Annotated in this window: 22 protein-coding genes and 1 tRNA gene; 16 read left to right on the top strand and 7 right to left on the bottom strand. The window is 65.5% G+C overall.

Translation table 11 applies throughout. The features are described 5' to 3' along the window. Positions 1-52 precede the first annotated feature (52 nt). Positions 53-137 (bottom strand) — tRNA-Leu (locus F595_RS0103230). Between the two features lie 84 nt (positions 138-221). Between F595_RS0103230 and rnr the strand changes: the two genes are divergently transcribed. The 9 genes from rnr to radA all read left to right on the top strand — a co-directional run bounded on the left by rnr (position 222) and on the right by radA (position 9,763). Further along, positions 222-2,678 (top strand): ribonuclease R, encoded by a 2,457-nt coding sequence (gene rnr / locus F595_RS12515; RefSeq protein WP_022955436.1) that lies wholly within the window; start codon positions 222-224, stop codon positions 2,676-2,678. Between the two features lie 12 nt (positions 2,679-2,690). After that, complete coding sequence (gene rlmB / locus F595_RS0103240) at positions 2,691-3,440, top strand: 23S rRNA (guanosine(2251)-2'-O)-methyltransferase RlmB (protein WP_022955437.1); 750 nt, start codon at positions 2,691-2,693, stop codon at positions 3,438-3,440. Positions 3,441-4,349: 909 nt separating this feature from the next. Next, complete coding sequence (gene rpsF / locus F595_RS0103255; RefSeq protein ID WP_022955440.1) at positions 4,350-4,736, top strand: 30S ribosomal protein S6; 387 nt, start codon at positions 4,350-4,352, stop codon at positions 4,734-4,736. A gap of 18 nt (positions 4,737-4,754) precedes the next feature. Next, positions 4,755-5,057 (top strand): primosomal replication protein N, encoded by a 303-nt coding sequence (priB, locus tag F595_RS14405; RefSeq protein WP_169446938.1) that lies wholly within the window; start codon positions 4,755-4,757, stop codon positions 5,055-5,057. Positions 5,058-5,069: 12 nt separating this feature from the next. Continuing rightward, complete coding sequence (gene rpsR, locus F595_RS0103265; RefSeq protein ID WP_022955442.1) at positions 5,070-5,297, top strand: 30S ribosomal protein S18; 228 nt, start codon at positions 5,070-5,072, stop codon at positions 5,295-5,297. Between the two features lie 13 nt (positions 5,298-5,310). Then, a complete protein-coding gene (gene rplI, locus F595_RS0103270) occupies positions 5,311-5,757 on the top strand; it encodes a 50S ribosomal protein L9 (protein WP_022955443.1) in 447 nt (148 codons plus the stop codon). Positions 5,758-5,908: 151 nt separating this feature from the next. Continuing rightward, on the top strand, positions 5,909-7,303 hold the full coding sequence (dnaB, locus tag F595_RS0103275; RefSeq protein WP_022955444.1) for a replicative DNA helicase: 1,395 nt from the start codon (positions 5,909-5,911) through the stop codon (positions 7,301-7,303). Positions 7,304-7,305: 2 nt separating this feature from the next. Continuing rightward, the gene (gene alr, locus F595_RS0103280; RefSeq protein WP_022955445.1) at positions 7,306-8,415 is read left to right on the top strand and encodes an alanine racemase; all 1,110 of its coding nucleotides are present in this window, start codon (positions 7,306-7,308) and stop codon (positions 8,413-8,415) included. After that, a complete protein-coding gene (radA, locus tag F595_RS0103285; protein WP_026913181.1) occupies positions 8,408-9,763 on the top strand; it encodes a DNA repair protein RadA in 1,356 nt (451 codons plus the stop codon). The genes alr and radA overlap by 8 nt, the downstream gene beginning before the upstream one ends. 21 nt (positions 9,764-9,784) lie before the next feature. Here the strand turns inward: radA and F595_RS0103290 are convergent, their stop codons facing one another. Together F595_RS0103290 and F595_RS0103295 are read right to left on the bottom strand one after the other, a co-directional pair. Then, positions 9,785-10,564 carry a hydroxypyruvate isomerase family protein gene (locus F595_RS0103290; RefSeq protein ID WP_022955447.1) on the bottom strand — a complete coding sequence of 260 codons (780 nt, stop codon included), beginning with the start codon at positions 10,562-10,564 and terminating at the stop codon, positions 9,785-9,787. A 14-nt stretch (positions 10,565-10,578) separates the two neighbouring features. After that, the gene (locus F595_RS0103295; RefSeq protein WP_022955448.1) at positions 10,579-11,451 is read right to left on the bottom strand and encodes an NAD(P)-dependent oxidoreductase; all 873 of its coding nucleotides are present in this window, start codon (positions 11,449-11,451) and stop codon (positions 10,579-10,581) included. A 180-nt stretch (positions 11,452-11,631) separates the two neighbouring features. On the opposite strand from F595_RS0103295, the gene F595_RS0103300 reads away from it, so the two are divergent. From F595_RS0103300 to minE, 4 genes are all read left to right on the top strand, one after another. Continuing rightward, on the top strand, positions 11,632-11,886 hold the full coding sequence (locus F595_RS0103300; protein ID WP_040567944.1) for an acyl-CoA-binding protein: 255 nt from the start codon (positions 11,632-11,634) through the stop codon (positions 11,884-11,886). 72 nt (positions 11,887-11,958) lie between these two features. Then, the gene (minC, locus tag F595_RS0103305) at positions 11,959-12,708 is read left to right on the top strand and encodes a septum site-determining protein MinC (protein WP_022955450.1); all 750 of its coding nucleotides are present in this window, start codon (positions 11,959-11,961) and stop codon (positions 12,706-12,708) included. Between the two features lie 107 nt (positions 12,709-12,815). After that, positions 12,816-13,625: a septum site-determining protein MinD gene (gene minD, locus F595_RS0103310; protein WP_022955451.1), complete on the top strand. Its 810-nt coding sequence runs from the start codon at positions 12,816-12,818 to the stop codon at positions 13,623-13,625. Positions 13,626-13,627: 2 nt separating this feature from the next. Beyond that, positions 13,628-13,882 carry a cell division topological specificity factor MinE gene (minE, locus tag F595_RS0103315; protein WP_022955452.1) on the top strand — a complete coding sequence of 85 codons (255 nt, stop codon included), beginning with the start codon at positions 13,628-13,630 and terminating at the stop codon, positions 13,880-13,882. A 93-nt stretch (positions 13,883-13,975) separates the two neighbouring features. Here the strand turns inward: minE and F595_RS14100 are convergent, their stop codons facing one another. After that, positions 13,976-14,590: a glycine zipper 2TM domain-containing protein gene (locus F595_RS14100; protein WP_051144608.1), complete on the bottom strand. Its 615-nt coding sequence runs from the start codon at positions 14,588-14,590 to the stop codon at positions 13,976-13,978. Between the two features lie 95 nt (positions 14,591-14,685). After that, on the bottom strand, positions 14,686-16,344 hold the full coding sequence (ettA, locus tag F595_RS0103325) for an energy-dependent translational throttle protein EttA (RefSeq protein WP_022955454.1): 1,659 nt from the start codon (positions 16,342-16,344) through the stop codon (positions 14,686-14,688). A 75-nt stretch (positions 16,345-16,419) separates the two neighbouring features. On the opposite strand from ettA, the gene nhaA reads away from it, so the two are divergent. Next, entirely contained in the window at positions 16,420-17,613 is a 1,194-nt protein-coding gene (gene nhaA / locus F595_RS0103330; RefSeq protein WP_022955455.1) for a Na+/H+ antiporter NhaA, read from the top strand. A 90-nt stretch (positions 17,614-17,703) separates the two neighbouring features. Here the strand turns inward: nhaA and F595_RS12530 are convergent, their stop codons facing one another. Then, on the bottom strand, positions 17,704-18,702 hold the full coding sequence (locus tag F595_RS12530) for a metal-dependent hydrolase (protein ID WP_022955456.1): 999 nt from the start codon (positions 18,700-18,702) through the stop codon (positions 17,704-17,706). 10 nt (positions 18,703-18,712) lie between these two features. Continuing rightward, positions 18,713-19,642, bottom strand: a complete 930-nt coding sequence (locus F595_RS12535; RefSeq protein ID WP_022955457.1) for an alpha/beta fold hydrolase — start codon at positions 19,640-19,642, stop codon at positions 18,713-18,715. Between the two features lie 225 nt (positions 19,643-19,867). Here F595_RS12535 and glyA point away from each other — a divergent pair, with 225 nt between their 5' ends. Further along, positions 19,868-21,139 carry a serine hydroxymethyltransferase gene (gene glyA, locus F595_RS0103345; RefSeq protein WP_022955458.1) on the top strand — a complete coding sequence of 424 codons (1,272 nt, stop codon included), beginning with the start codon at positions 19,868-19,870 and terminating at the stop codon, positions 21,137-21,139. Positions 21,140-21,336: 197 nt separating this feature from the next. Next, complete coding sequence (gene nrdR / locus F595_RS0103350; RefSeq protein ID WP_022955459.1) at positions 21,337-21,810, top strand: transcriptional regulator NrdR; 474 nt, start codon at positions 21,337-21,339, stop codon at positions 21,808-21,810. The last annotated feature ends 3 nt before the right edge of the window (positions 21,811-21,813 follow it).

Consider the following 21,813-nt stretch of genomic DNA (forward strand, 5'->3'; position numbering starts at 1 on the left):
CGGGGCTTTCGCAGGCGTGTCAGGCAGTCTTGACTGCTGACAGCATCTTGTATGGTGCCCAGGAGAGGACTTGAACCTCCACGTCTTGCGACACTAGTACCTGAAACTAGCGCGTCTACCAATTTCGCCACCTGGGCAGGTGCGGCGCGAAATATAAGGAGCCGACGACGGGCTGTCAACACACTTCCGTGTAGAATGCAGAAAATTTGTCGAGATGGCGCATGAGTCAAAAGCAGCACACCCCTTCCCCCTCCGCGGATCCGCACGCCCAGCGCGAAGCCGAGCGTTACGAGAACCCCATTCCCAGTCGCGAAATGATTCTTGCCACCCTGGATGAGCTCGCCAAGCCGCTCACGCATCCCCAGCTGGCGCATCATTTCGGACTGTATGACCCGGAGCGCGAGGAGGCCCTGCGCCGTCGCCTGATCGCCATGAGTCGTGACGGCCAGCTGCGCTCGGACCGTCGCGGCGCCTATCAGCCGCTGCATGACGAGGAACTGATCCGTGGCCGCGTGCAGGGTCACAAGGACGGCTTCGGCTTCCTGATTCCCGACGAGGGCGGCCAGGACCTGATCCTGGCCTCGCGCCAGATGCGCCTGCTCTTCGACGGTGACATCGCCTGCGTGCGCATCGGCGGCTATGACCACAAGGGGCGTCGCGAAGCCATCGTGGTGCGCGTCGAGCAGCGCCGCTACACCCACCTGGTCGGCCGCTACCGCGAAGAGGACGGCATTGCCTACGTGATGCCGGACAACCCGCGCATCACCCAGGAAATCGTGGTGGCGCCGGGCGGCGTGCCGGCGCAGACCGACCAGTTCGTCAGCATCGAGATCGTCGACTACCCCAGCCACCATGGTCTCGCCACCGGACGCATCGTCGAGGTGCTGGGCGACTTCATGGCGCCCGGCATGGAAATCGACATCGCCCTGCGCAACTACGAGATCCCGCACACCTGGCCATCGGCCGTGGAGGCCGAGATTGCCGGTCTCTCGCCGCTGGTGGACGAGGCTGCCAAGACCGAGCCGGGCCGCGTCGACATCCGTGACCTGCCCTTGATGACCATCGATGGCGAAGGTGCCAAGGACTTCGACGACGCGGTCTACGCCGAGAAGCGCAAGGGCGGCGGCTACCGTCTGGTGGTGGCAATCGCCGACGTGTCGCACTACGTGCGTCCCGGCACTGCACTCGACACCGAGGCCAAGGCGCGCGGCAACTCCGTGTACTTCCCCGGCTTCGTGGTGCCCATGCTGCCGGAGATCCTGTCCAACGGCCTGTGCTCGCTGAATCCGCAGGTCGATCGCCTGTGCATGGTCTGCGACATGACCTTCTCGGCCGCCGGCCGCATGACCGGCAGCACCTTCTATCCGGCCGTGATGCATTCGCAGGCACGCACCACCTACACCCAGGTCAGCCAGTACCTCGAGCATCCGGAGAGCCGCGAGGCCCGCGAGCTCGGCACACGCTGGCCGGAAGCGGTACAGAAGTCGCTGCACGTGCTCTATGACCTGTTCAAGGTGCTGCGCAGCGTGCGTGAAGTGCGTGGCGCACTGGACTTCGACAGCGGCGAGACGCGCATCCTGTTCGGTGCCGATCGCAAGATCGAGCGCATCGTGCCGGTGACCCGCAACCAGGCGCACATGCTCATCGAGGAGATGATGCTGGCGGCCAACGTGGCGTCCGCCGCCTTCGTGCTGAAGGCGAAGATGCCGGCGCTGTTCCGCAACCACGAAGGTCCCAAGAACGAGAAGCTGATCAAGCTGCGCGCCACGCTGCAGGCCATGGGCCTGCGCTTCACCGTGAGCGCCCAGCCCAAGCCGGCCGACTTCCTCGCGGTGATCCAGCAGATCGCCGAGCGCCCTGACCGGCACATCATCCAGACCATGCTGCTGCGCTCGCTGTCGCAGGCGGTGTATTCGCCCGACAACCTGGGCCACTTCGGTCTGGCCTACGAGGCCTACTCGCACTTCACCTCGCCGATCCGCCGCTACCCCGACCTGCTGCTGCACCGCGCCATCCGCAACATCCTGGCGGGTGATCACGAAGTCACCGCGCTGCAGCGCATCGGCCGCAGCATCAAGGGCGCGCTCGGCGGGAAGGTCGAGCCGCTGCCGGGCCAGGTGCAGATGATGGCGCTGGGCGAGCACTGCTCGATGACCGAGCGCCGTGCCGACGAAGCCACCCGCGACGTCATGGCCTGGCTCAAGTGCGAGTACATGCAAGACAAGATCGGCGAAGCCTTCGATGGCGTCATCTCCGCGGTGACCCCGTTCGGCTTCTTCGTCGAGCTCTCCGAGATCTACGTCGAGGGTCTGGTGCACATCAGCCAGCTCAAGGATGACTACTACGACTACGACGCCACCTTCCATCGCCTGGTCGGTGAGCGTACCGGTCGTCGCTACGCCATCGGCGAGCCGGTGCGCATCCAGGTCGCCGCCGTCAACCTCGACGAGCGCAAGATGGACTTCGAGCTACTCTCCGGCGGTGCCACCGGCAAGCGTTCGCTGCGCGATCGTCTCAAGGAAGGTGACATTCCCGGCAAGTCCGCCGCCAAGTCAGGTGGTCGCGGTCGTCGTGCCCCGGCTGACGCACCCGCTGCTGGCGAGCGGCCGGCGGCCCAGGATGCCCCGGCTGACCAGGGCAAGCCGCGCAGCCGCAAGCCGCGCACGCGTCGTCGCTGATCGGAGACCGACATGTCCGGCAAGATGTCATGGGTCTACGGCCTGCACGCGGTGCAGGCGCTGCTCGAGCATGAGCCCGAGCGTGTGCTCGAGCTGCAGGCGCTCAACACGCGCGAGGATGCGCGTCTCAATCCCATCGTGCAGATGGCGCGTCAGCATGGTCTGACCGTGGCCTTCCGCGACCGCGATCAGCTCGACCAGCTCGCCGAGGGCGGTCGTCACCAGGGCGTCTGCGCCCGCGTCAAAGAGCGTCAGCCTGGCGACGACAACGACCTCGCGGCGCTGCTCGATGACCTGCGCGAGCCGCCGTTCCTGCTCGTGCTGGATGCCGTCACCGACCCGCACAACCTCGGTGCCTGCCTGCGCACGGCCGAGGCTGCCGGCGTGCATGCGGTCATCGCGCCACGCGACAAGGCCGCCGGCCTGACGCCGGTGGCACGCAAGGTCGCCTGCGGCGCTGCCGAGCTCATCCCCTTCATCCAGGTCACCAACCTTGCGCGCACGCTCAAGCAGCTCAAGGATGCCGGCGTCTGGGTGGTCGGCACCAGCCTCGGCGAGGGAGCCAAGCCGTTCTACGACATCGACCTCAAGGGGCCGCTGGCGGTGGTCATGGGCGCCGAAGGCAGCGGCCTGCGTCGCCTCACCGCCGAACACTGCGACCATCTGGCCTACATTCCGATGGCGGGGCGCATCGAGAGCCTGAACGTCAGCGTGGCCACGGGCGTGGCGCTGTTCGAGGCAGTTCGGCAGCGGAAGGGCTGATCGCTTCAAGGCACTGGTGGCAGGTGCCGGGTTCGGGGGCTCGCTGAAACACGCCGTGAACCCGTCCCTGGGGGCTCGGCTCGGCATCCATGCCTCGCACGGTTTCAGCAAACCCCCGAACCCGGCACAGGCAAGCTCAGTGAAGGTCAGATCGCCATGCGAACCGTAAGCTGGAACTGCTCGACGCACTCAAGCCGGATGTGTGTATCGTGCAGGAGTGTGAAAACCCTGCCACAACGCGACATGCTCGCTACAAGGCTTGGGCTGGGAATGCCCTTTGGGTAGGTGACAACCCGCATCGCGGGCTGGGTGTCTTTGCCGGGTCGGGCTTCATGTCGAATCTGTTGCGCTGGATGCCGATGGGCTTCAGCTTTTTCTGCCTTCTCTCATTAATCAACAGATTGCTTTGTTGGCGGCATGGACCAAGCAGGTCAACTCCCCGAGGTTCAAGTGCATCGGGCAGCTCTGGAAGTATCTTCAAAAGCACGAGTCCTTCCTGAGTTCTGACTCGGCAATGCTCATCGGTGCGCCTGATGACTGGCTGCCGTACAGCGATCATCTGCCCTTGATCATCGATCTTCCCGATCAATGAAGCCGGCGGTTCAGTCAGCGAGGAGTCCAGGGACAGGCGGCAAAACCGTCGCACGCCATGGATGGCGTGCGCGAGCCTACAGGGACGTATTCACGGCGTGTTTTGCAGCCTCTCCCTGGACTGCTCGCGTGCACGGTACCGGTTTCGCTTGAAAAATCACCGTCATCCCTGTATTGTCGCGCGTCCTTCGCCCGGAACCCGTTTCCGGCCGAGGTCGCGAGCGAACAGTGCCGGTCGGCAACGACCCGCTGAAGGCTCGTACTCCTTGCTCCACCGGCACTCGGTGGGGCTGTTCAATCCGTAAGGAGCACAATCCGATGCGTCATTATGAAGTCGTGTTCCTGGTGCACCCCGATCAGAGCGAGCAAGTGCCCGCCATGGTCGAGCGTTACACCGGGATGATCAAGGAATCCGGCGGTGCCATTCACCGTCTGGAAGACTGGGGCCGCCGTCAGCTGGCCTACCCGATCAACAAGGTCCACAAGGCCCACTACGTCCTGCTCAACGTCGAGTGCGCAGACAGCGTGCGCGCCGAGCTGGAAGAAGCATTCCGCTACAACGACGCCGTGATCCGCAGTCTGATCATCCGTCGCGATGAAGCGATCGTCGAAGAGTCCATCCTTGCCAAGGGTGCGGAAGAAAAGCGTGCCCGCAAGGCCGCCCGCGCTGAAGAAGGTCAGGACGCTCCGGCTTCCGCTGAATAATTCACGGACATCGTCCGCGTGGAGCAGAACACGCTCCGGTTGAGCGGAATACTGGAGAAGCAGTTTCCGTCGCGACGCAGCCCCGCCGGGGTTGCCCATCAGGATGTGCTGGTGGCGCACCGTTCCAGGCAGCTGGAAGCAGGCGCTTCGCGAGAAGTTCGAGTGACGCTGACCGTGCATCTGGCCGGCGCGTTGGTCGAACAGGCCAGGCACCTGGTGCCCGGCGACCGGATCGTGATCAGCGGTTTCCTGGCTCCGGCCAGCTACCGCGACAGTGACAAGCTGGTTCTGCACGCGCAGACGCTAGACAGACAAGATTAAGGAGAGGAAACCATGGCGCGTTTCTACCGTCGTCGCAAGTTCTGCCGTTTCACGGCCGACAAGGTCACCTACATCGATTACAAGGATGTGGAGACCCTGAAGCAGTTCATCACCGAGAACGGCAAGATCGTTCCGAGCCGCATCACCGGTACCAAGGCTCGCTACCAGCGTCAGCTGACCCTGGCAATCAAGCAGGCTCGTTACCTGGCTCTGATGCCGTACACCGATAACCACGTCTGAGCTGGGGTGCGTGATGCAAGTTATTCTTCTGGAAAAGATCAAAGGCCTGGGCGCTCTCGGTGCCAAGGTTGACGTGAAGCCCGGCTTTGGCCGCAACTTCCTGATTCCGCAAGGCAAGGCGCTGCCGGCAACGGCTCGCAACCTGGCTGACTTCGAAGTTCGTCGCGCCGAGCTGGAGCGTCAGGAAGCCGCCGTTCTGGCTGCCGCCGAAGCCCGTGCCGCCCAGCTCGCCGAGCTGGTCGTGACCGTGACCTCGAAGGCTGGTGACGAAGGCAAGCTGTTCGGTTCCGTGGGCAACCGCGATATCGCCGACGCCGCTACCGCCGCTGGCGTGGCCGTCGACAAGAGCGAAGTTCGCCTGCCGACCGGTCCGCTGCGTCACACTGGCGAGTACGACATCGCCATCCAGGTGCACAGCGACATCCTGGCCACCGTCAAGGTGGTTGTCGCCGCCGAATAAGCGGACGACATCGCGGTATCGACAGGGCGCCGGGGGCAACTCCGGCGCCCTGTTCGTTTTTCAGGGCGGGTGAGCCCGGACGGGGCACTTGCCGGTGGGAGACGCTGCCGTTTCCGCTTATGCTAGGCCCACTTTGTCCTGTCGTGATGCCATGAATACCACCGCCACTGCCTCTGCCGCCGACAACGCCCTGGCGGCCCTGAAACTGCCCCCGCATTCCCTCGAGGCCGAGCAGGCCGTGCTTGGCGGCCTGATGCTGGACGAGCAGTCCTGGGACCGCGTGTCCGACCGCATCAGCGAAGACGATTTCTATCGCCGTGACCATCGCCAGATCTTCCGCGCCATCCGCCTGCTGGTCGACGAGGGCAAGCCGCGCGATGCCCTGACCGTGTCGGAAACCCTGATGCGTCTGGGCGAGCTGGAGGATGCCGGCGGCCTGGCCTACCTGGGCGAGCTGGTGCGCAACACGCCCTCGGCGGTGAACATCGCTGCCTACGGCGACATCGTGCGCGAGCGCTCGGTGCTGCGTCAGCTCATCCGCATCACCAACGAGGTCTCCGACACCGCGTTCCAGCCCCAGGGCGCGACCGCGCAGATGATTCTCGACGAGGCCGAGCGCAAGATCTTCGCCATCGCCGAGCAGCAGCAGAAGGGCGGCGGACCGCAGCTGCTCAAGCCGCTGCTGGGCAAGGCGCTTGACCGCATCGACAAGCTGTTCCAGTCCGACGAGGCCATCACCGGTCTCAGCACCGGCTTCACGGATCTCGACGAGCGCACGTCGGGCATGCAGAAGGGCGACCTGATCATCGTCGCGGCGCGTCCCTCCATGGGCAAGACCACCTTCGCCATGAATCTGGTGGAAAACGCCCTCATGCGCTCGGGCATGCCGACGCTGGTGTTCTCCATGGAAATGCCGGCCGAGTCCATCGTCATGCGTATGCTGTCGTCACTGGGTCGCATCGACCAGACCCGCATCCGCTCCGGCAAGCTCGAGGAAGAGGACTGGCCGCGCCTGACCTCGACCATGACCCTGCTCGCCGACCAGAAGCTGCTCATTGACGACACGCCATCGCTGAGCCCCAACGACGTGCGCACGCGTGCCCGCCGTGTCGCGCGCGAGCAGGGGCCGCTCGGCCTGATCATGGTCGACTACCTCCAGCTGATGCGCGTGCCCGGTCTTGAAAGCAACCGTGTCAACGAAATCTCGGAAATCTCGCGCTCGCTGAAGGCGTTGGCCAAGGAGATGGAGTGTCCGGTGATCGCGCTGTCGCAGCTCAACCGCTCGCTCGAGCAGCGCCCGAACAAGCGTCCGGTGATGTCCGACCTGCGTGAATCCGGGGCCATCGAGCAGGACGCCGACGTCATCATGTTCATCTACCGTGACGAGGTCTACAACCCGGAGTCGCCGGACAAGGGCACCTCGGAAATCATCATCGGCAAGCAGCGCAACGGCCCCATCGGCAGCATCCGTCTGGCCTTCCTCGGCAAGTACACGCGCTTCGAGGATCTCGCGCCCGAACACTATCGCGACATGGAGCAGTACTGACCATGCGCGAGACCTGGCTGACGCTGGATACGGCCGCGCTGCGTCACAACGTGGCGGTGATTCGCCGCCAGATGCCGCAGGCAAGGCTGCTGGCCATGGTCAAGGCGGATGCCTACGGTCATGGTGCCGCCATGCTGGCGCCACTGCTGGCGGAGCAGGCCGACGCCCTTGGCACGGCCTTCATCGACGAGGCGCTGGCCTTGCGCGAGCAGGGCGTGCGTTCGCCCATCGCCGTGCTTGAGGGCGTGTTCACGACGCAGGAGCTGGCCCTGGCGCGTCAGCATGACCTGCAGCTGGCGGTGCACTCGCCCGAGCAGCTGGCCCTGTTCGCGCAGGCGCCGGCCGGCGCGCAGATAGCGGTCTGGCTCAAGGTCAACAGCGGCATGAACCGTCTTGGTCTGCGCCCGGTCGAGGCGCTCAAGGCCTGGCGCGTGCTGGCGCAGTCGCCAGCCGTGAAGACACGGGGACTGCTGACCCATTTCGCCACCGCCGACGAGCTCGACAGCCGCCAGACCGTGCAGCAGCTCGGTCGTTTCCGTGCCTTGCAGCAGGCCCTGGCAGAGGCAGACGGCGTGCCGGTGAGCGACAGCCTGGCCAATTCCGCCGCCATTTTCGCGCATGCCGCCGCCGCGGGCGCCTGGATGCGCCCCGGCATTGCACTGTACGGCAGCTCGCCGTTTGCCCACCGCAGTGCGGAGTCGCTGGGTCTGCGTCCGGTGATGACGCTGCGCTCGCGGGTGATTGCCGTGCACACGGTGCCGGCCGGCGAGGCCGTGGGCTATGGCGCGAGCTGGGTGGCTGCACGCGACACCCGCATTGCCGTGGTGGCCATCGGCTACGGTGACGGCTACCCGCGCCATGCACCTTCCGGCACGCCGGTGCTGATCAATGGCCAGCGCTGCCAGCTTGCCGGACGCGTCTCTATGGACATGATCACCGTCGATCTCGGCCAGGTCACGGCGCGTCCCGGTGATCCGGTGGTGCTCTGGGGTGACGGCCTGCCTGCCGACGAGGTCGCCAGCGCAGCCGGCACCATCAGCTACGAGCTGTTCTGCCGTCTCACGCCGCGCGTGCAGCGCCACCTGCTGGCTGACGAGATTCTCAATGGCTAAGGCGCGTGTCGTGCATGTCTGCTCGGCCTGTGGTGCCGAGGCCAGTAAGTGGTCGGGGCAGTGCGGCGACTGTGGCGCCTGGAACACCCTGACCGAGGTCGTGCGCGAGCCGCTGCCGAAGGGGCCGCGTGCCGGCGGCTATGCCGGCCAGGCCGCCACGGTCACGGCGCTCAAGGACGTCCGCATCGATGTGCAGGAGCGGCGCATCGCCACCGGCCTGTCAGAGCTGGACCGGGTGCTCGGCGGCGGCCTGGTCGATGGCTCGGTGGTGCTCATCGGCGGCGACCCCGGCATCGGCAAGTCGACCATCCTGCTGCAGACCCTGACCCATCTCGCGGCCAGCCAGCGCGCGCTCTATGTCACGGGCGAGGAGTCGCTGACCCAGGTCGCGTTGCGCGCGCGCCGGCTGGAGCTGCCGGTGGATGGCCTCAGCCTGATGGCCGAGACCTGCGTCGAGCGCATTCTTGCCACGGCACAGGCCGAGCTGCCGCGCATCATGGTCATCGACTCCATCCAGACCCTGTATACCGAGGCCCTGACCTCGGCCCCGGGTGGCGTGTCGCAGATCCGCGAGTCGGCGGCCTTGCTCACGCGCTATGCCAAGCAGAGCGGCTGCGCCCTGTTCCTGGTCGGTCATGTCACCAAGGAAGGCGCGCTGGCGGGGCCGCGCGTGCTCGAGCACATGGTCGACTGCGTGCTCTATTTCGAGGGCGAGGCCGATTCCCGTTTCCGCCTGATTCGCGCCGTGAAGAACCGCTTTGGCGCGGTCAACGAGCTCGGCGTGTTCGCCATGACCGATCGCGGCCTGCGCGAGGTCTCCAATCCCTCGGCGATCTTCCTGTCGCGCTATGACCAGCCCATTCCCGGCTCCGTCGTCATGGTCACCCGCGAGGGCACTCGCCCGCTGCTGGTCGAGGTCCAGGCCCTGGTCGACGACGCCTTCAGCAACCCGCGCCGGGTCGCCGTCGGTCTCGACCAGAACCGTCTTGCCATGCTGCTGGCCGTGCTGCACCGCCACGGCGGCATTTCCAGCCTGGGTCAGGACGTCTTCGTCAACGTGGTCGGCGGCGTCAAGGTGCTGGAAACCGGTTCCGATCTCGCGGTACTGCTGGCGGTCACCTCCAGCCTGCGTGGCCAGGCCCTCGATGCCGATCTGGTGGTGTTCGGGGAGGTCGGCCTGTCCGGGGAGATCCGCCCGGTGCCGAATGGCCAGGAGCGTCTGCGCGAGGCCGCCAAGCACGGCTTCAAGCGCGCCATCGTGCCACGCAGCAATGCCCCCAAGCAGGCCATCGAGGGCATGCAGGTGATCGCGGTCGGGCGCCTCGCCGAGGCCCTCGACGCGCTCTAGGCAACGGCGCCCCGGGCCGCTTCAGCGGCGTGCCCGGAACCAGTCCAGACTGGCCTCGGTGCCGGCGTCGCCGGGCCGGTACTCGGCGCCACACCAGCCGCTGTAGGGCAGTTCGTCGATGAGGCGGAACAGCGCCGGATAGTCCAGCGTGCCGGTGCCTGGCGCGCCGCGTCCCGGCAGGTCGGCGAACTGGATGTGGCCGATGTCGAGAATGGTGTCCTGCAGTGCCTGCTCCAGATCCTCGCCCATCATCGCCAGGTGGTAGCAGTCGAACTGCATCTTCAGGGTGGGATGGTCGGCCGCCTCCAGGATCTCCTGCATCTGCGCCACGTTGTGCACCAGGAAGCGGGGCATGTCGACGGTGTTGATGGCCTCCAGCGTGGTGGTCACGCCGACGGACTGGAAGGTCTCGGCGGCATAGCGGGCATTGGCGGTCAGCGTGTGCAGGCAGTGCAGCAGGTCGCCATCGGCGGGCTGGCGGCCGGCCAGCACGTTGACGCAGCGCACGCCCAGCGCCTCGGCATAGGGCAGCGCCTGCATCACGGCATGGCGAAAGCTCTGCTCCCGACCGGGGATGCCGGCGAGCCCGTCACCACCCTGCATGAGGTCGCCGGCCGGGACGTTGATCAGCACCAGCTCCAACGCATGTTCCTGCAGTTCGCGGGCGATCTCGCTGATCGCCAGCTCGTAGGGAAACTGGATCTCGACGGCGTCGAAGCCGGCCGCACGTGCCGCCGCAAAGCGTTCGCGCAGGGGCCGTTCGGTGAACAGCAGGGACAGGTTGGCGGTGAAGCGGGGCATGGCGTGTTCTCGGTTCAGTCGTTTTGCGGGCGATGCAGCAGGATCACGCTGCTGAGATCGGCGCGTGCATGCCCGCATTCGGCATGCTGTCGCATGAGCGCTGCGGCGTGCGCTGCCAGCGGCACGGGTTGTCCGTCGGCCTGCGCCAGGGCAAGCGCGTTGTCGAGATCCTTGAGCAGGGTCTGCACTCGCCATTGCACCGGCTCGAAGCGGCGCTCGGCCATGCGTGGCGCCAGGATCTGGAACGGCAGCGAGTCGGCGAAGCCGCCGGCCAGTGCCGGGGCCAGCAGCCGGGCATCGACACCGGCCTGCTCGGCCAGTGCCACGGTCTCGGCAATCAGCAGACTGTTGGCGGCGACCACCAGCTGGTTGCAGATCTTGGTGACCTGGCCGGCGCCCGTGTCGCCCATGTGCGTGATGCGCAGGGCATAGGCCTGCAGCACCGGACTGATGCGGTCGATGTCAGCGGCGCTGCCTCCGGCCATGATCACCAGCCGGCCTTGCTCGGCGCCAGCGACACCGCCTGATACCGGGGCATCCACCCAGTGCCCGCCCCGCTGTGCCAGTGCGGCTGCCAGCTCGCGCGTGGTGGCCGGGTCTATCGAGGAGTGATCGACCACCACGAGACCGTCATGGCAGCCGGCAAGCACGCCGTGCGGGCCGTCACAGACCGCGCGCACGGCGCTGGCATCGGAGACGCAGAGCATCAGGATGTCGCTGCCGGTAGCCAGGGTGGCCGGCGACTCGGCCTGGCGGGCGCCTTCGGCCAGCAGCGGGGCGCAGGCGGCAGGGCTGCGGTTCCAGATGGTCAGCCTGTGTCCGGCCGCCAGCAGGCGACGGCACAGGGGCAGGCCCATCAGGCCTATGCCGGCAAAACCAATACGCATGCCATCTTCCTTTCGTGTCCGGGGCAGGCAGTTTGCCTGCTTCGCGGGCGCGGCAAAAGTCGTTGCCGTGCCTGTGCGGCACTACGGTTTTGCAGTCAGGACTGCTACTGTAGGCACCTTGGCCTGCCGGTGCAGCTGCCGGCGGCTTGAGGCCGACCACTTCAATTGCGGAGAACAACAATGAGCGCGTTTGAACAAGCCCAGCTGGATGTGAAGACCCTGACCAAGCGGCCGTCCAACGACGACATGCTGGCCCTGTATGCCCACTTCAAGCAGGCCAGTGCCGGCGATGTCTCCGGCAGCCGTCCGGGCATGTTCGACATGATCAATCGCGCCAAGTACGACGCCTGGGCAGGGCTCAAGGGCATGACCCGCGAGCAGGCTGAACAGGCCTATGTCAGCAAGGTCGCCGAGCTCCTCAAGACCCACAAGTAAGTTTCTGCGGTTCCGGCCGGACCGGTTCCGGCCGTCATGCCTTTCCGTATTTCCTGACGTTGCCACAGACACATGACCTCATCCGATGCCCTGCAGGACGGCAGTCCTGCCTTTCACATCAAGGGTGGCTCGTTCACGGCCACCGTGCTCGAGCTTGCCAGCGTGAGCCACGAGCTGATCAAGGCGCAGCTCGCGGCACGCACCCTGGATGCCGCCGCCTGGCTGCAGCAATCCCCTGTCATTCTCAATCTCGACAAGGTCGCTGACCAGGAGGCCGATTGGGCGGGCCTGGTGGCGCTGTGCCGCGAGCATGGCGTGGCAGTGGTGGGCATGCGCGCGCCCAAGGCCTTGCAGCCGGCCTTGCAGGGTGTCGGCGTGCCACTGCTGGGCAGCCTGCGTCGCAAGGGCGGCGACAGTGACGCAGCCCAGCCGGCCGAGACCGCTGCCGTTGCGGCCGCGGCACCAGCTGCTGCACCTGCGGCCGCAGCGGGACGCCCGGAGACTCGCATCATCACCGCGCCGGTGCGCGGTGGTCAGCAGATCTATGCCGAGGGAGACCTGATCGTGCTGGCCCCGGTCAGCGCCGGCGCCGAAGTGCTGGCGGACGGTCATATCCACATCTATGCACCACTGCGCGGACGTGCCTTGGCAGGCGTCAAGGGCGATGCCTCGGCACGCATTTTCTGCCAGTCGCTGGAGGCCGAACTGATCTCCATCGCCGGTCGCTACCGGGTCGCGGAAGAGCTGCGCAAGGCGCCGGAATGGGGGCGCCCGATCCAGGTCATTCTGCAGGAAGATGTGTTGAACCTGCTGGCTCTTTGAACAATACTGGCCGGATGATTTCCGGAATCGGCAGCCTCTGCCGGGTTCCGACCCCTGTCTGTTTCAAGCCGGGCATGCAGCCCGGTGGCTCTGCGTGAGGATGTTTCGTGGCAAAAATCATTGTGGTGACTTCCGGCAAGGGTGGCGTGGGCAAGACCACCACCAGTGCAGCCATCGGTACCGGCCTGGCCATGCGCGGACACCGTACCGTGCTGGTCGATTTCGACGTCGGCCTGCGCAACCTCGACCTGATCATGGGCTGCGAACGCCGCGTGGTCTATGACTTCATCAACGTGATCCAGGGCGATGCCAGCCTCAACCAGGCCCTGATCAAGGACAAGCGCCTGGACAACCTGTACGTGCTGGCGGCCAGCCAGACCCGTGACAAGGATGCCCTCAGCCAGGAGGGGGTCGAGCGTGTCATCAACGAGCTGTCCGAGCAGTTCGACTTCGTGATCTGCGACTCGCCGGCCGGCATCGAGAAGGGCGCCCACATGGCCATGTACTTCGCTGACGAGGCGATTGTCGTGACCAACCCGGAAGTGTCGTCGGTGCGTGACTCCGACCGCATGCTCGGCCTGCTGTCCAGCAAGTCGCGTCGTGCCGAGAAGGGTCTGGACCCGATCAAGGAATACCTGCTGCTGACCCGCTACAACCCGGTGCGCGTCGAGAGCGGCGAGATGCTGTCGGTGGCCGACGTCGAGGAAATCCTGTCGATCAAGCTGCTCGGCGTGATTCCCGAATCGCAGGCCGTGCTCAAGGCCTCCAACCAGGGCGTGCCGGTGATCTTCGATGCCGAGAGCGATGCCGGCCAGGCCTACAGCGATGCCGTTGAACGTCTGCTCGGCTCGAACGTGCCGCAGCGTTTCCTGGAAGTGCAGAAGAAAGGCCTGCTGGCCAGACTGTTCGGAGGCTGATCATGAGTTTCATGGATTTTTTCCGCAGCCAAAAGAAGCCGACCACGGCCAATCTTGCCAAGGAACGCTTGCAGATCATCGTCGCCCACGAGCGCGGTCAGCGCAGCAAGCCGGACTATCTGCCGCAGCTGCAGCGTGACATCCTCGAAGTGATTCGCAAGTACGTCTCGATCAGTGACGACCAGGTGCAGGTTGATCTCGACAGCCATGGCAACTGCTCGGTGCTGGAGCTGAACATCACGCTGCCGGAGCGCTGAGCGCCTTGGTTTCGCGGGGATGGCAGGAGGCCGGGCAATGCCCGGCCTCGCTGTTTCAGGGCCTTGCTGGTCCGGGTCTCCCCGGCACGGTCATCAGGGGCGTGGCACGGCCCCGGGCGCCGGCGGCGTGAGGGCATCGGCGCGGCGCAGCGAGTTGCCTTCGATGACCAGGCGATCGCCCACCGCCCATTGCGGCTGCTGGCTGTAGCCGAACGTGCTTTCACGGCCGTCGTCGAAACGCACGCGTACTTGCCAGGCTTGCTGCTGGCGCTGACGTCCCTCGATCACATTCCCTGCATAGGCGCCACCGACGGCACCGGCAATTGCCGCTACCGTTCGCCCGCTGCCGCCCCCGAAGCGGCTGCCAAGCACGCCGCCAAGTACGGCCCCGACGCCGATGCCGACTCCGGTCTGGGTCGGCGTGACGTCCACGGGCTGTACATCGATGACCTGGCCGCATTGCAGGCAGATCGCCGGCACCACGGTGACCACCTTGTCCTGGCGCAGGCTGCGACTGGTCGCCGGCAGGGCATCGACCGGGTCTGCGGGATACAGGCTCTGCGTGCTGTGCAGGGTGCTGCCGGCCGACGGCGCGCTTGTCGTGCCGATCTGGGTGGAGGCGGAAACGGCTGCCCACGCCGGGGTGGCACAGGCAAAGGCCAGACCGGCCGCAAGGACCGCCTGACGTGGACGCGTGGATGTGCGCATGATGAGCTCCTGAGCAGATACTCCGCTCAACGAGCAAAAAGGCCACCGGTTTACGGTGGCCTTTCCTGCCGGGCGGGACTGTCCGAACGGACGCGTCAGCTCATCTTCTTGTACTTGACCCGGTGCGGGCCGGCAGCATTGCCGAGCTTCTTGCGGCGATACTCCTCGTACTCGGTGTAGTTGCCGTCGTACCACTCCACCTCGTCACCTTCGAAGGCGAGGATGTGGGTGGCGATGCGGTCGAGGAACCAGCGATCGTGCGAGACCACCATGGACACGCCGGGGAAGGTCAGCAGCGCTTCCTCGACGGCACGCAGGGTTTCCACGTCAAGGTCGTTGGAGGGTTCGTCGAGCAGCAGCACGTTGGCGCCGACCTGCAGGATCTTGGCCAGCTGGAGACGGTTGCGCTCACCACCGGAGAGTTCGCCGACGCGCTTCTGCTGGTCCTGGCCCTTGAAGTTGAAGCGGCCGATGTAGGCGCGTGACGGGATCTCGTAGTCGCCGACCTTCATGATGTCGAGGCCGCCGGAGACTTCCTCCCAGACGGTCTTGCTGTCATCCAGCGAGTCGCGGATCTGGCCGATGTAGGCGACCTTGACGCTCTGACCGACGATGACTTCGCCGGCATCCGGCTTCTGTTCACCGGTGATCATGCGGAACAGCGTGGTCTTGCCGGCGCCGTTGGGGCCGACGATGCCGACGATGGCGGCCTTGGGCACGGTGAAGCTCAGGTTCTCGTAGAGCAGGCGATCGCCGAAGGACTTGGCGATGCCCTTGACCTCGATGACCTGGTCGCCCATGCGTTCTCCGGGCGGAATGTAGATTTCCTGGGTTTCGGCGCGCTTCTGGAATTCCTTGCTCGACAGCTCCTCGAAGGCCTGCATGCGGGACTTGGACTTGGCCTGACGTGCCTTGGGGTTGCTGCGCACCCACTCCAGCTCGCGCTTGAGGGCCTTGGTGTGGGCCTCTTCCTGGCGCTCTTCCATTTCCAGGCGGGCGGTCTTCTGTTCCAGCCAGCCCGTGTAGTTGCCCTGGTAGGGAATGCCGCGACCGCGGTCGAGCTCGAGGATCCACTCGGCCACGTTCTCGAGGAAGTAGCGGTCGTGGGTGATGGCGACGATGGTGCCCGGGAAGTTCTTCAGGAACTGTTCCAGCCAGCCCACCGACTCGGCGTCGAGGTGGTTGGTCGGTTCGTCGAGCAGCAGCATGTCCGGCTTCGACAGCAGCAGGCGGCACAGCGCGACACGGCGGCGCTCGCCACCCGACAGCGTGGTCACGTCGGCATCCCATGGTGGCAGACGCAGGGCGTCGGCGGCCTGCTCGAGCTGGTTGTTGAGGTTGTGACCATCCCAGGCCTGGATGATGGACTCGAGCTTTTCCTGCTCGGCGGCGAGCTTGTCGAAGTCGGCATCTTCCATGGCGTATTCGGCAAAGACCTCGTCCAGGCGGGCCATGGCGTCCAGGCACTCACGCACGCCGTCCTCGACGTTGCCGCGCACGTCCTTGGCCGGATCCAGCTGCGGCTCCTGCTCCAGGTAGCCGATCTTGGTGCCGGTGGCGGCACGGGCTTCACCGCTGAAGTCCTTGTCCACACCCGCCATGATCTTGAGCAGGGTAGACTTGCCGGAGCCGTTCAGGCCGAGCACGCCGATCTTGGCGCCCGGAAAGAACGACAGGGAGATATCCTTGAGAATCTCGCGCTTGGGCGGAACCAATTTCGATACACGATTCATCGTGTAGATGTACTGAGCCATGAAGCAATCCTGCTGAGCCTGGATGGAAAGTGCGCGATTATAGCGGACGCAGCAGTTACAACGGGAGGAAAGTGGATGTCGACAGGAAATGTCACCGGTGCCGCCTTCTGGCGCACCTGGTCGGCGGATGTGCAGGCGGGCGTGCTGCTGCTGCTGGCCACGGCGCTGGCCCTGATCCTTGCCAACTCGGCGGCGGTCGAGTTCTACCAGTGGCTGCTGTCGATTCCGGTGCAGTTCCGCATCGGTGCACTGGACATCGACAAGCCCCTGCTGCTGTGGATCAACGACGGCCTGATGGCGATCTTCTTCCTGGTGGTCGGCCTGGAGATCAAGCGTGAAGTGGTGCATGGTCACCTCAGCACCCTGCGCCAGCTGGCGCTGCCCGGCTTTGCCGCGCTCGGCGGGATGCTGGTGCCGGCCCTGATCTATGTCGCGCTCAATCACCACGATCCGGTGCGTCTGCAGGGCTGGGCCATCCCCTCGGCCACCGACATCGCCTTCGCCCTGGGTGTGCTGGCCCTGCTGGGCTCACGGGTGCCGCCCGGACTGAAGGCGTTCGTGATGGCGCTGGCGGTGATGGACGACCTCGGGGCCGTCATCATCATCGCGCTGTTCTACACCAGCCAGCTTTCCCTGGCGTCGCTGCTGGCGGCTGGCGGGCTCACCCTGGTGCTGTTTCTGCTCAACCGGTCCGGGGTGCGCAGCATCGGCCCCTACGCGCTGGTCGGCACCCTGCTCTGGATCAGCGTGCTGAAGTCCGGGGTTCATGCCACGCTGGCCGGGGTGGTCATTGCCATGGCCATTCCGGTGCGTCGTGACGAGAACGGCGCCTCGCCTGCCGAGGCCATGGAGAAGGATCTGCATCCGCTGGTGGCATTTGCCATCGTGCCGATCTTCGCCTTCGCCAATGCCGGCGTGTCGCTGCAGGGGCTGGGTCGGGAGGTGCTTTCCGACAGCGTGTTCCAGGGCATCGTGCTGGGGCTGTTCGTGGGCAAGCAGCTGGGCATCTTCGTGTTTTCCTGGCTCTGCGTCCGCCTGGGCTGGGCGGCGCTGCCGAATGCGACCAACTGGCGTCAGCTCTACGGCGCGGCGGTGCTCTGCGGCATCGGCTTCACCATGAGTCTGTTCATCAGTTCGCTGGCCTTCCAGCACTCGGGCCAGAGCGTGCAGCTGGTTGACCGGCTGGCGGTGCTGCTGGCCTCGTTGCTGTCGGCGGTGTTCGGCTACTGGCTGCTGTCGCGTCAGCGGGAGAGCGCTGCACAGGGCTGATGCCCGGGCAGATCCGCAAACAGCAAGGCCCGCCTGCGGGATGCTGATTCCTGCAGGCGGGCCTTTCGTTTCGTGCGTTGTCTCGGCGGGTCAGTGCAGCGTCTGGCCCTGCTCTGCGGCGGCTGCAGCTGCCGCACGGGCGGCCGGCGAGCGTGCGATGTAGTCCAGGGCCTGCTGGGTGTTGCCTTCCGGCTCCGGGTGGAAGCGCGGCGACAGCCAGCGCAGCGTTCCCTTCACCAGGAAGCTGAAGGTCGGGATGTTGTCGCTGGCCCTGCCGATGCGCTCGACTTCCCACAGCAGGCGCGGCAGGGAACGGCGTGCCATGGCGCGAATCTCGGCGTTGCTGCGGTCCTGGCTGGCCAGTGCCCGCATGCCCTCGGTCAGGAAGTGAATGAACAGCGGGAAGATGATGGCCATCAGGGCCTGACGGCCGGCATAGAAGCCCAGCTCGGTTTCACACAGGTGGTGGAACAGGTCGAAGGCGACGTTGCGGTGCTCGACTTCCTCGGCAAGGTGCCAGCGGAACAGGTCGGCCATGACCGGATCGGCCTTGTCCCAGCTGGTGTTGTCCATGCACCACTGGCCGAGCATGCCGGTGAAGTGCTCGATGGCGGCGATCAGGCCGACGCGGGTGATCAGCCACTGCTTTTCAAGGCGTTTGTGCTGCAGTGCCTTCAGTCCCAGCGGTGCGTCACTGAGGATCTTGCCGAACAGCCAGTTGGCGCGTTCGATGTAGGCGTCGGTGTCGAGCTGATGCGCCTGCAGATAGGCCTGGCCACCCTGGTGCACGCGGGCATGGATGGCTTCCTGGCGGATGAAGCCCTCGACATCGGCGCGCAGCACCGGGTCGGTGACATAGGGCAGAGCCTTGTTGTAGACGCGGCAGAACCAGAATTCCCCGGCCGGCAGCAGCATGTGGATGCCGTTGATCAGGTGCGTCGAGAAGGCATCGTTCGGGATCCAGTGCAGCGGCGTCTGGCTGAGATCGAACTGCACGCGGCGTGCCTGCAGGATGTGGCGTTCCTGCTCGACGGCGGTGCTGGCGCTTCGGCTCGTGTCCAGGATGTGACGGGTCTGGGATGCGGTCATGATGATCTCCTCAATGCGCCTGCACGCGTGCAGCCTGCAGGGCGGCGGGGGTGTTGCCGTGCTCCATGGCATCGGCGAATTCGGCAATCCAGCCGGCGATCAGGTCGGGCTGGCTGAGCGGCGCCCAGTGCGTGGCAGCCAGATCGCGGCGGTAGAGTTCGCTGACCCACTGCGCGAGATCCTCGTGCAGATCCATGTTCACGTAGTTGTCACCGGTCAGCGCAATGAGCTGGACCGGGCAGTGGGCATGGCGGATTTCCGGCTTCAGCATCTTGGGCAGGAAATTGGCACGATAGAGCTGCACGCCACGTACGCCGTCCTCGGTCTGGGTCGGGTTGGGACGGCTTTCGCGAACGCCCTCGCGCTTTTCCAGATAGACCGGCCAGAGCTTGCCGAAGCCGCGCTTCCACAGCGTCGGTGCGAGCAGGGGCAGCTGGAACATGACGATGTACCAGGAGCTGCCGAGCTGCTTGATGCCCTGGGTGAGCAGGGCCGGGTTGGTGCTGAGCAGGCGCTTGCGCATCCAGTGCGCGGCATGGTCCAGGCAGGGGCCGGACAGTGTCGAGTAGCTCAGGATGCGTCCGCGCAGGCGATCCGTGGTCACCGACTCCCAGCTCTGGATGGAGCCCCAGTCATGTGCGGCAAGATGGAAGCAGCGACCCGGAATCAGGGCGTCGACCACCGACTTCAGGTCCTGGCTGAGCTGGTCCAGACGGTAGTCGCGAATGCGCTTGCCCGGTTCCGAGGCACCGGCACCGCGCACGTCATAGGCGATCACGTAGAAGCGGTCAGCGAGGCGCTCCGCGACCGGTGCCCAGACCTGGTGGTTGTCCGGATAGCCATGCACCAGCACCAGGGGCGTGGCCGCCGGGTTGCCCCAGGCATAGGCGGCCAGCTGCAGGCCATCCGTGCTGGTGACAGGGTGTCGTGAAGGGGTCATCGTGGCATTCCTCCGGGCCGCTGCGGCGTCGGTTATCACTGTTAAGTTCCAATCTTTACATTGAAGACTGGCACATTTCAAGTGTTCGAGGCTTTCGGTGCGTCCTGTAAGGGTGCCCGGGTGAAGATCTCGTCGTGTCCAAATGTCATTTCGTCGACTTTGCCGCTACACTATGCGACCGAATTTTGATCGCCCGGCCGCATGCCCGGCCCTACGGAGCCCCCCATGTTCAGCAAAGACCTGACTATCGAGCGCTTTGACCCCGAATTGGCCCAGGCCATGGCCCGGGAAGACGCCCGCCAGGAAGCCCATATCGAGCTCATCGCCTCGGAAAACTACTGCTCGCCGGCAGTGATGGAAGCGCAGGGCTCCAAGCTGACCAACAAGTATGCCGAGGGCTACCCGGGCAAGCGCTACTACGGTGGCTGCGAACATGTCGATGTCATCGAGCAGCTCGCCATTGACCGCGCCAAGGCCCTGTTCGGTGCTGACTACGCCAACGTGCAGCCGCATGCCGGCTCGCAGGCCAACAGCGCCGTGTTCCTGGCGCTGCTCAGTGCCGGTGATACCGTGCTCGGCATGTCGCTGGCGCATGGCGGTCACCTGACCCACGGTGCCTCGGTCAACTTCTCCGGCAAGAACTACAAGGCCGTGCAGTACGGCCTCGACACCGCCACCGGTCTCATCGACTACGACGAAGTCGAGCGTCTGGCGCTCGAGCACAAGCCCAAGATGATCATCGCCGGCTTCTCCGCCTACTCGCAGGTGCTGGACTTCGCGCGCTTCCGCGCCATCGCCGATCAGGTTGGTGCCTACCTGTTCGTGGACATGGCGCATGTCGCTGGTCTGGTCGCTGCCGGTCTCTACCCGAACCCGGTGCCATTCGCCGACGTGGTCACCACCACCACGCACAAGACGCTGCGCGGCCCGCGCTCCGGTCTGATCCTGGCGCGTGCCAATGCCGACATCGAGAAGAAGCTGAACTCGGCCGTGTTCCCGGGCAACCAGGGCGGCCCGCTGATGCACGCCATCGCCGCCAAGGCCGTGTGCTTCAAGGAAGCCATGTCGCCGGAATTCAAGGCCTACCAGCAGCAGGTCGTGACCAATGCCCAGGCCATGTCCGAGGTGGTCATGTCGCGTGGCTACGACGTCGTCTCCGGTGGCACGCAGAACCACCTGTTCCTGCTCTCGCTGATCAAGCAGGACGTCACCGGCAAGGATGCTGACGCCGCCCTCGGCCGCGCCGGCATCACCGTCAACAAGAACGCCGTGCCCAACGATCCGCGCTCGCCGTTCGTGACCTCGGGTATCCGCATCGGCACCCCGGCGGTGACCACCCGCGGTTTCGGCGAAGCCGACTGCCGCGAACTGGCTGCCTGGATCTGCGACATCCTGGACGGTCTCAAGGGCAACCCGGCCGGCGATGCCGCCGTCGAAGCTGCCGTTGCCGCCAAGGTCAAGGCCATCTGCGCGAAGTACCCGGTGTACGCGGGCTGAGACCGGGGAAGCCGCACTCGTCAGGTAGGGGCATGGGGCTGAAAACACGCTTGCGCTATCGTTTTCAGTCCCCATGTCCCTCCCTGCCGATTGCGACAGCCCATGATCACCCGACAGAGAGTCGGTCATCGGGCTTGCGTTGACGGTTGAGCCCGTCTATTCACTGTGATTGATGAAACACAGGATGGTTCTTTACGATGCATTGTCCTTTCTGCCAGGCGGAAGACACCAAGGTGATCGACTCGCGTCTGGTCGCCGAGGGTGACCAGATCCGCCGCCGCCGCGAATGCGTGTCCTGCGGCGAGCGTTTCACCACCTTCGAGACCGCCGAACTGGTCATCCCGCGCGTCATCAAGTCCGATGGCACGCGCCAGCCCTTTGACGAGAACAAGCTGCGTCACGGCATGCTGCATGCGCTGCAGAAGCGCCCGGTCAGCATGGATCGCATCGACGCCGCCCTCAATCACATCCTGCACAAGCTGCGCGCCACCGGCGAGCGCGAGGTCAAGTCGCGCCTGATCGGCGAGCTGGTCATGGCCGAGCTCAAGCAGCTCGACTCCGTGGCCTACGTGCGCTTCGCCTCGGTGTATCGCGATTTCCAGGATGTCGATGCCTTCCGGGCCGAGATCGACAACCTGCGTGATGCCGGCCAGGGCATGGGGGACGCGTGACGC

This window comes from Perlucidibaca piscinae DSM 21586 (assembly GCF_000420045.1).
Taxonomy (GTDB): Bacteria; Pseudomonadota; Gammaproteobacteria; order Pseudomonadales; family Moraxellaceae; genus Perlucidibaca; species Perlucidibaca piscinae.

What these genes read in the sequence shown, in the direction of transcription:
- rpsF (WP_022955440.1), top strand. Translation starts at nt 4,350, where the DNA reads ATGCGTCATTATGAAGTCGTGTTCCTGGTGCACCCCGATCAGAGCGAG.
- F595_RS12535 (WP_022955457.1), bottom strand. Translation starts at nt 19,642, where the DNA reads ATGACCCCTTCACGACACCCTGTCACCAGCACGGATGGCCTGCAGCTG.
- glyA (WP_022955458.1), top strand. Translation starts at nt 19,868, where the DNA reads ATGTTCAGCAAAGACCTGACTATCGAGCGCTTTGACCCCGAATTGGCC.
- minC (WP_022955450.1), top strand. Translation starts at nt 11,959, where the DNA reads ATGACCTCATCCGATGCCCTGCAGGACGGCAGTCCTGCCTTTCACATC.
- ettA (WP_022955454.1), bottom strand. Translation starts at nt 16,344, where the DNA reads ATGGCTCAGTACATCTACACGATGAATCGTGTATCGAAATTGGTTCCG.
- rpsR (WP_022955442.1), top strand. Translation starts at nt 5,070, where the DNA reads ATGGCGCGTTTCTACCGTCGTCGCAAGTTCTGCCGTTTCACGGCCGAC.
- radA (WP_026913181.1), top strand. Translation starts at nt 8,408, where the DNA reads ATGGCTAAGGCGCGTGTCGTGCATGTCTGCTCGGCCTGTGGTGCCGAG.
- minE (WP_022955452.1), top strand. Translation starts at nt 13,628, where the DNA reads ATGAGTTTCATGGATTTTTTCCGCAGCCAAAAGAAGCCGACCACGGCC.
- nrdR (WP_022955459.1), top strand. Translation starts at nt 21,337, where the DNA reads ATGCATTGTCCTTTCTGCCAGGCGGAAGACACCAAGGTGATCGACTCG.
- F595_RS0103295 (WP_022955448.1), bottom strand. Translation starts at nt 11,451, where the DNA reads ATGCGTATTGGTTTTGCCGGCATAGGCCTGATGGGCCTGCCCCTGTGC.
- F595_RS14100 (WP_051144608.1), bottom strand. Translation starts at nt 14,590, where the DNA reads ATGCGCACATCCACGCGTCCACGTCAGGCGGTCCTTGCGGCCGGTCTG.
- alr (WP_022955445.1), top strand. Translation starts at nt 7,306, where the DNA reads ATGCGCGAGACCTGGCTGACGCTGGATACGGCCGCGCTGCGTCACAAC.
- F595_RS0103290 (WP_022955447.1), bottom strand. Translation starts at nt 10,564, where the DNA reads ATGCCCCGCTTCACCGCCAACCTGTCCCTGCTGTTCACCGAACGGCCC.
- rnr (WP_022955436.1), top strand. Translation starts at nt 222, where the DNA reads ATGAGTCAAAAGCAGCACACCCCTTCCCCCTCCGCGGATCCGCACGCC.
- nhaA (WP_022955455.1), top strand. Translation starts at nt 16,420, where the DNA reads ATGTCGACAGGAAATGTCACCGGTGCCGCCTTCTGGCGCACCTGGTCG.
- dnaB (WP_022955444.1), top strand. Translation starts at nt 5,909, where the DNA reads ATGAATACCACCGCCACTGCCTCTGCCGCCGACAACGCCCTGGCGGCC.
- F595_RS12530 (WP_022955456.1), bottom strand. Translation starts at nt 18,702, where the DNA reads ATGACCGCATCCCAGACCCGTCACATCCTGGACACGAGCCGAAGCGCC.
- rlmB (WP_022955437.1), top strand. Translation starts at nt 2,691, where the DNA reads ATGTCCGGCAAGATGTCATGGGTCTACGGCCTGCACGCGGTGCAGGCG.
- rplI (WP_022955443.1), top strand. Translation starts at nt 5,311, where the DNA reads ATGCAAGTTATTCTTCTGGAAAAGATCAAAGGCCTGGGCGCTCTCGGT.
- F595_RS0103300 (WP_040567944.1), top strand. Translation starts at nt 11,632, where the DNA reads ATGAGCGCGTTTGAACAAGCCCAGCTGGATGTGAAGACCCTGACCAAG.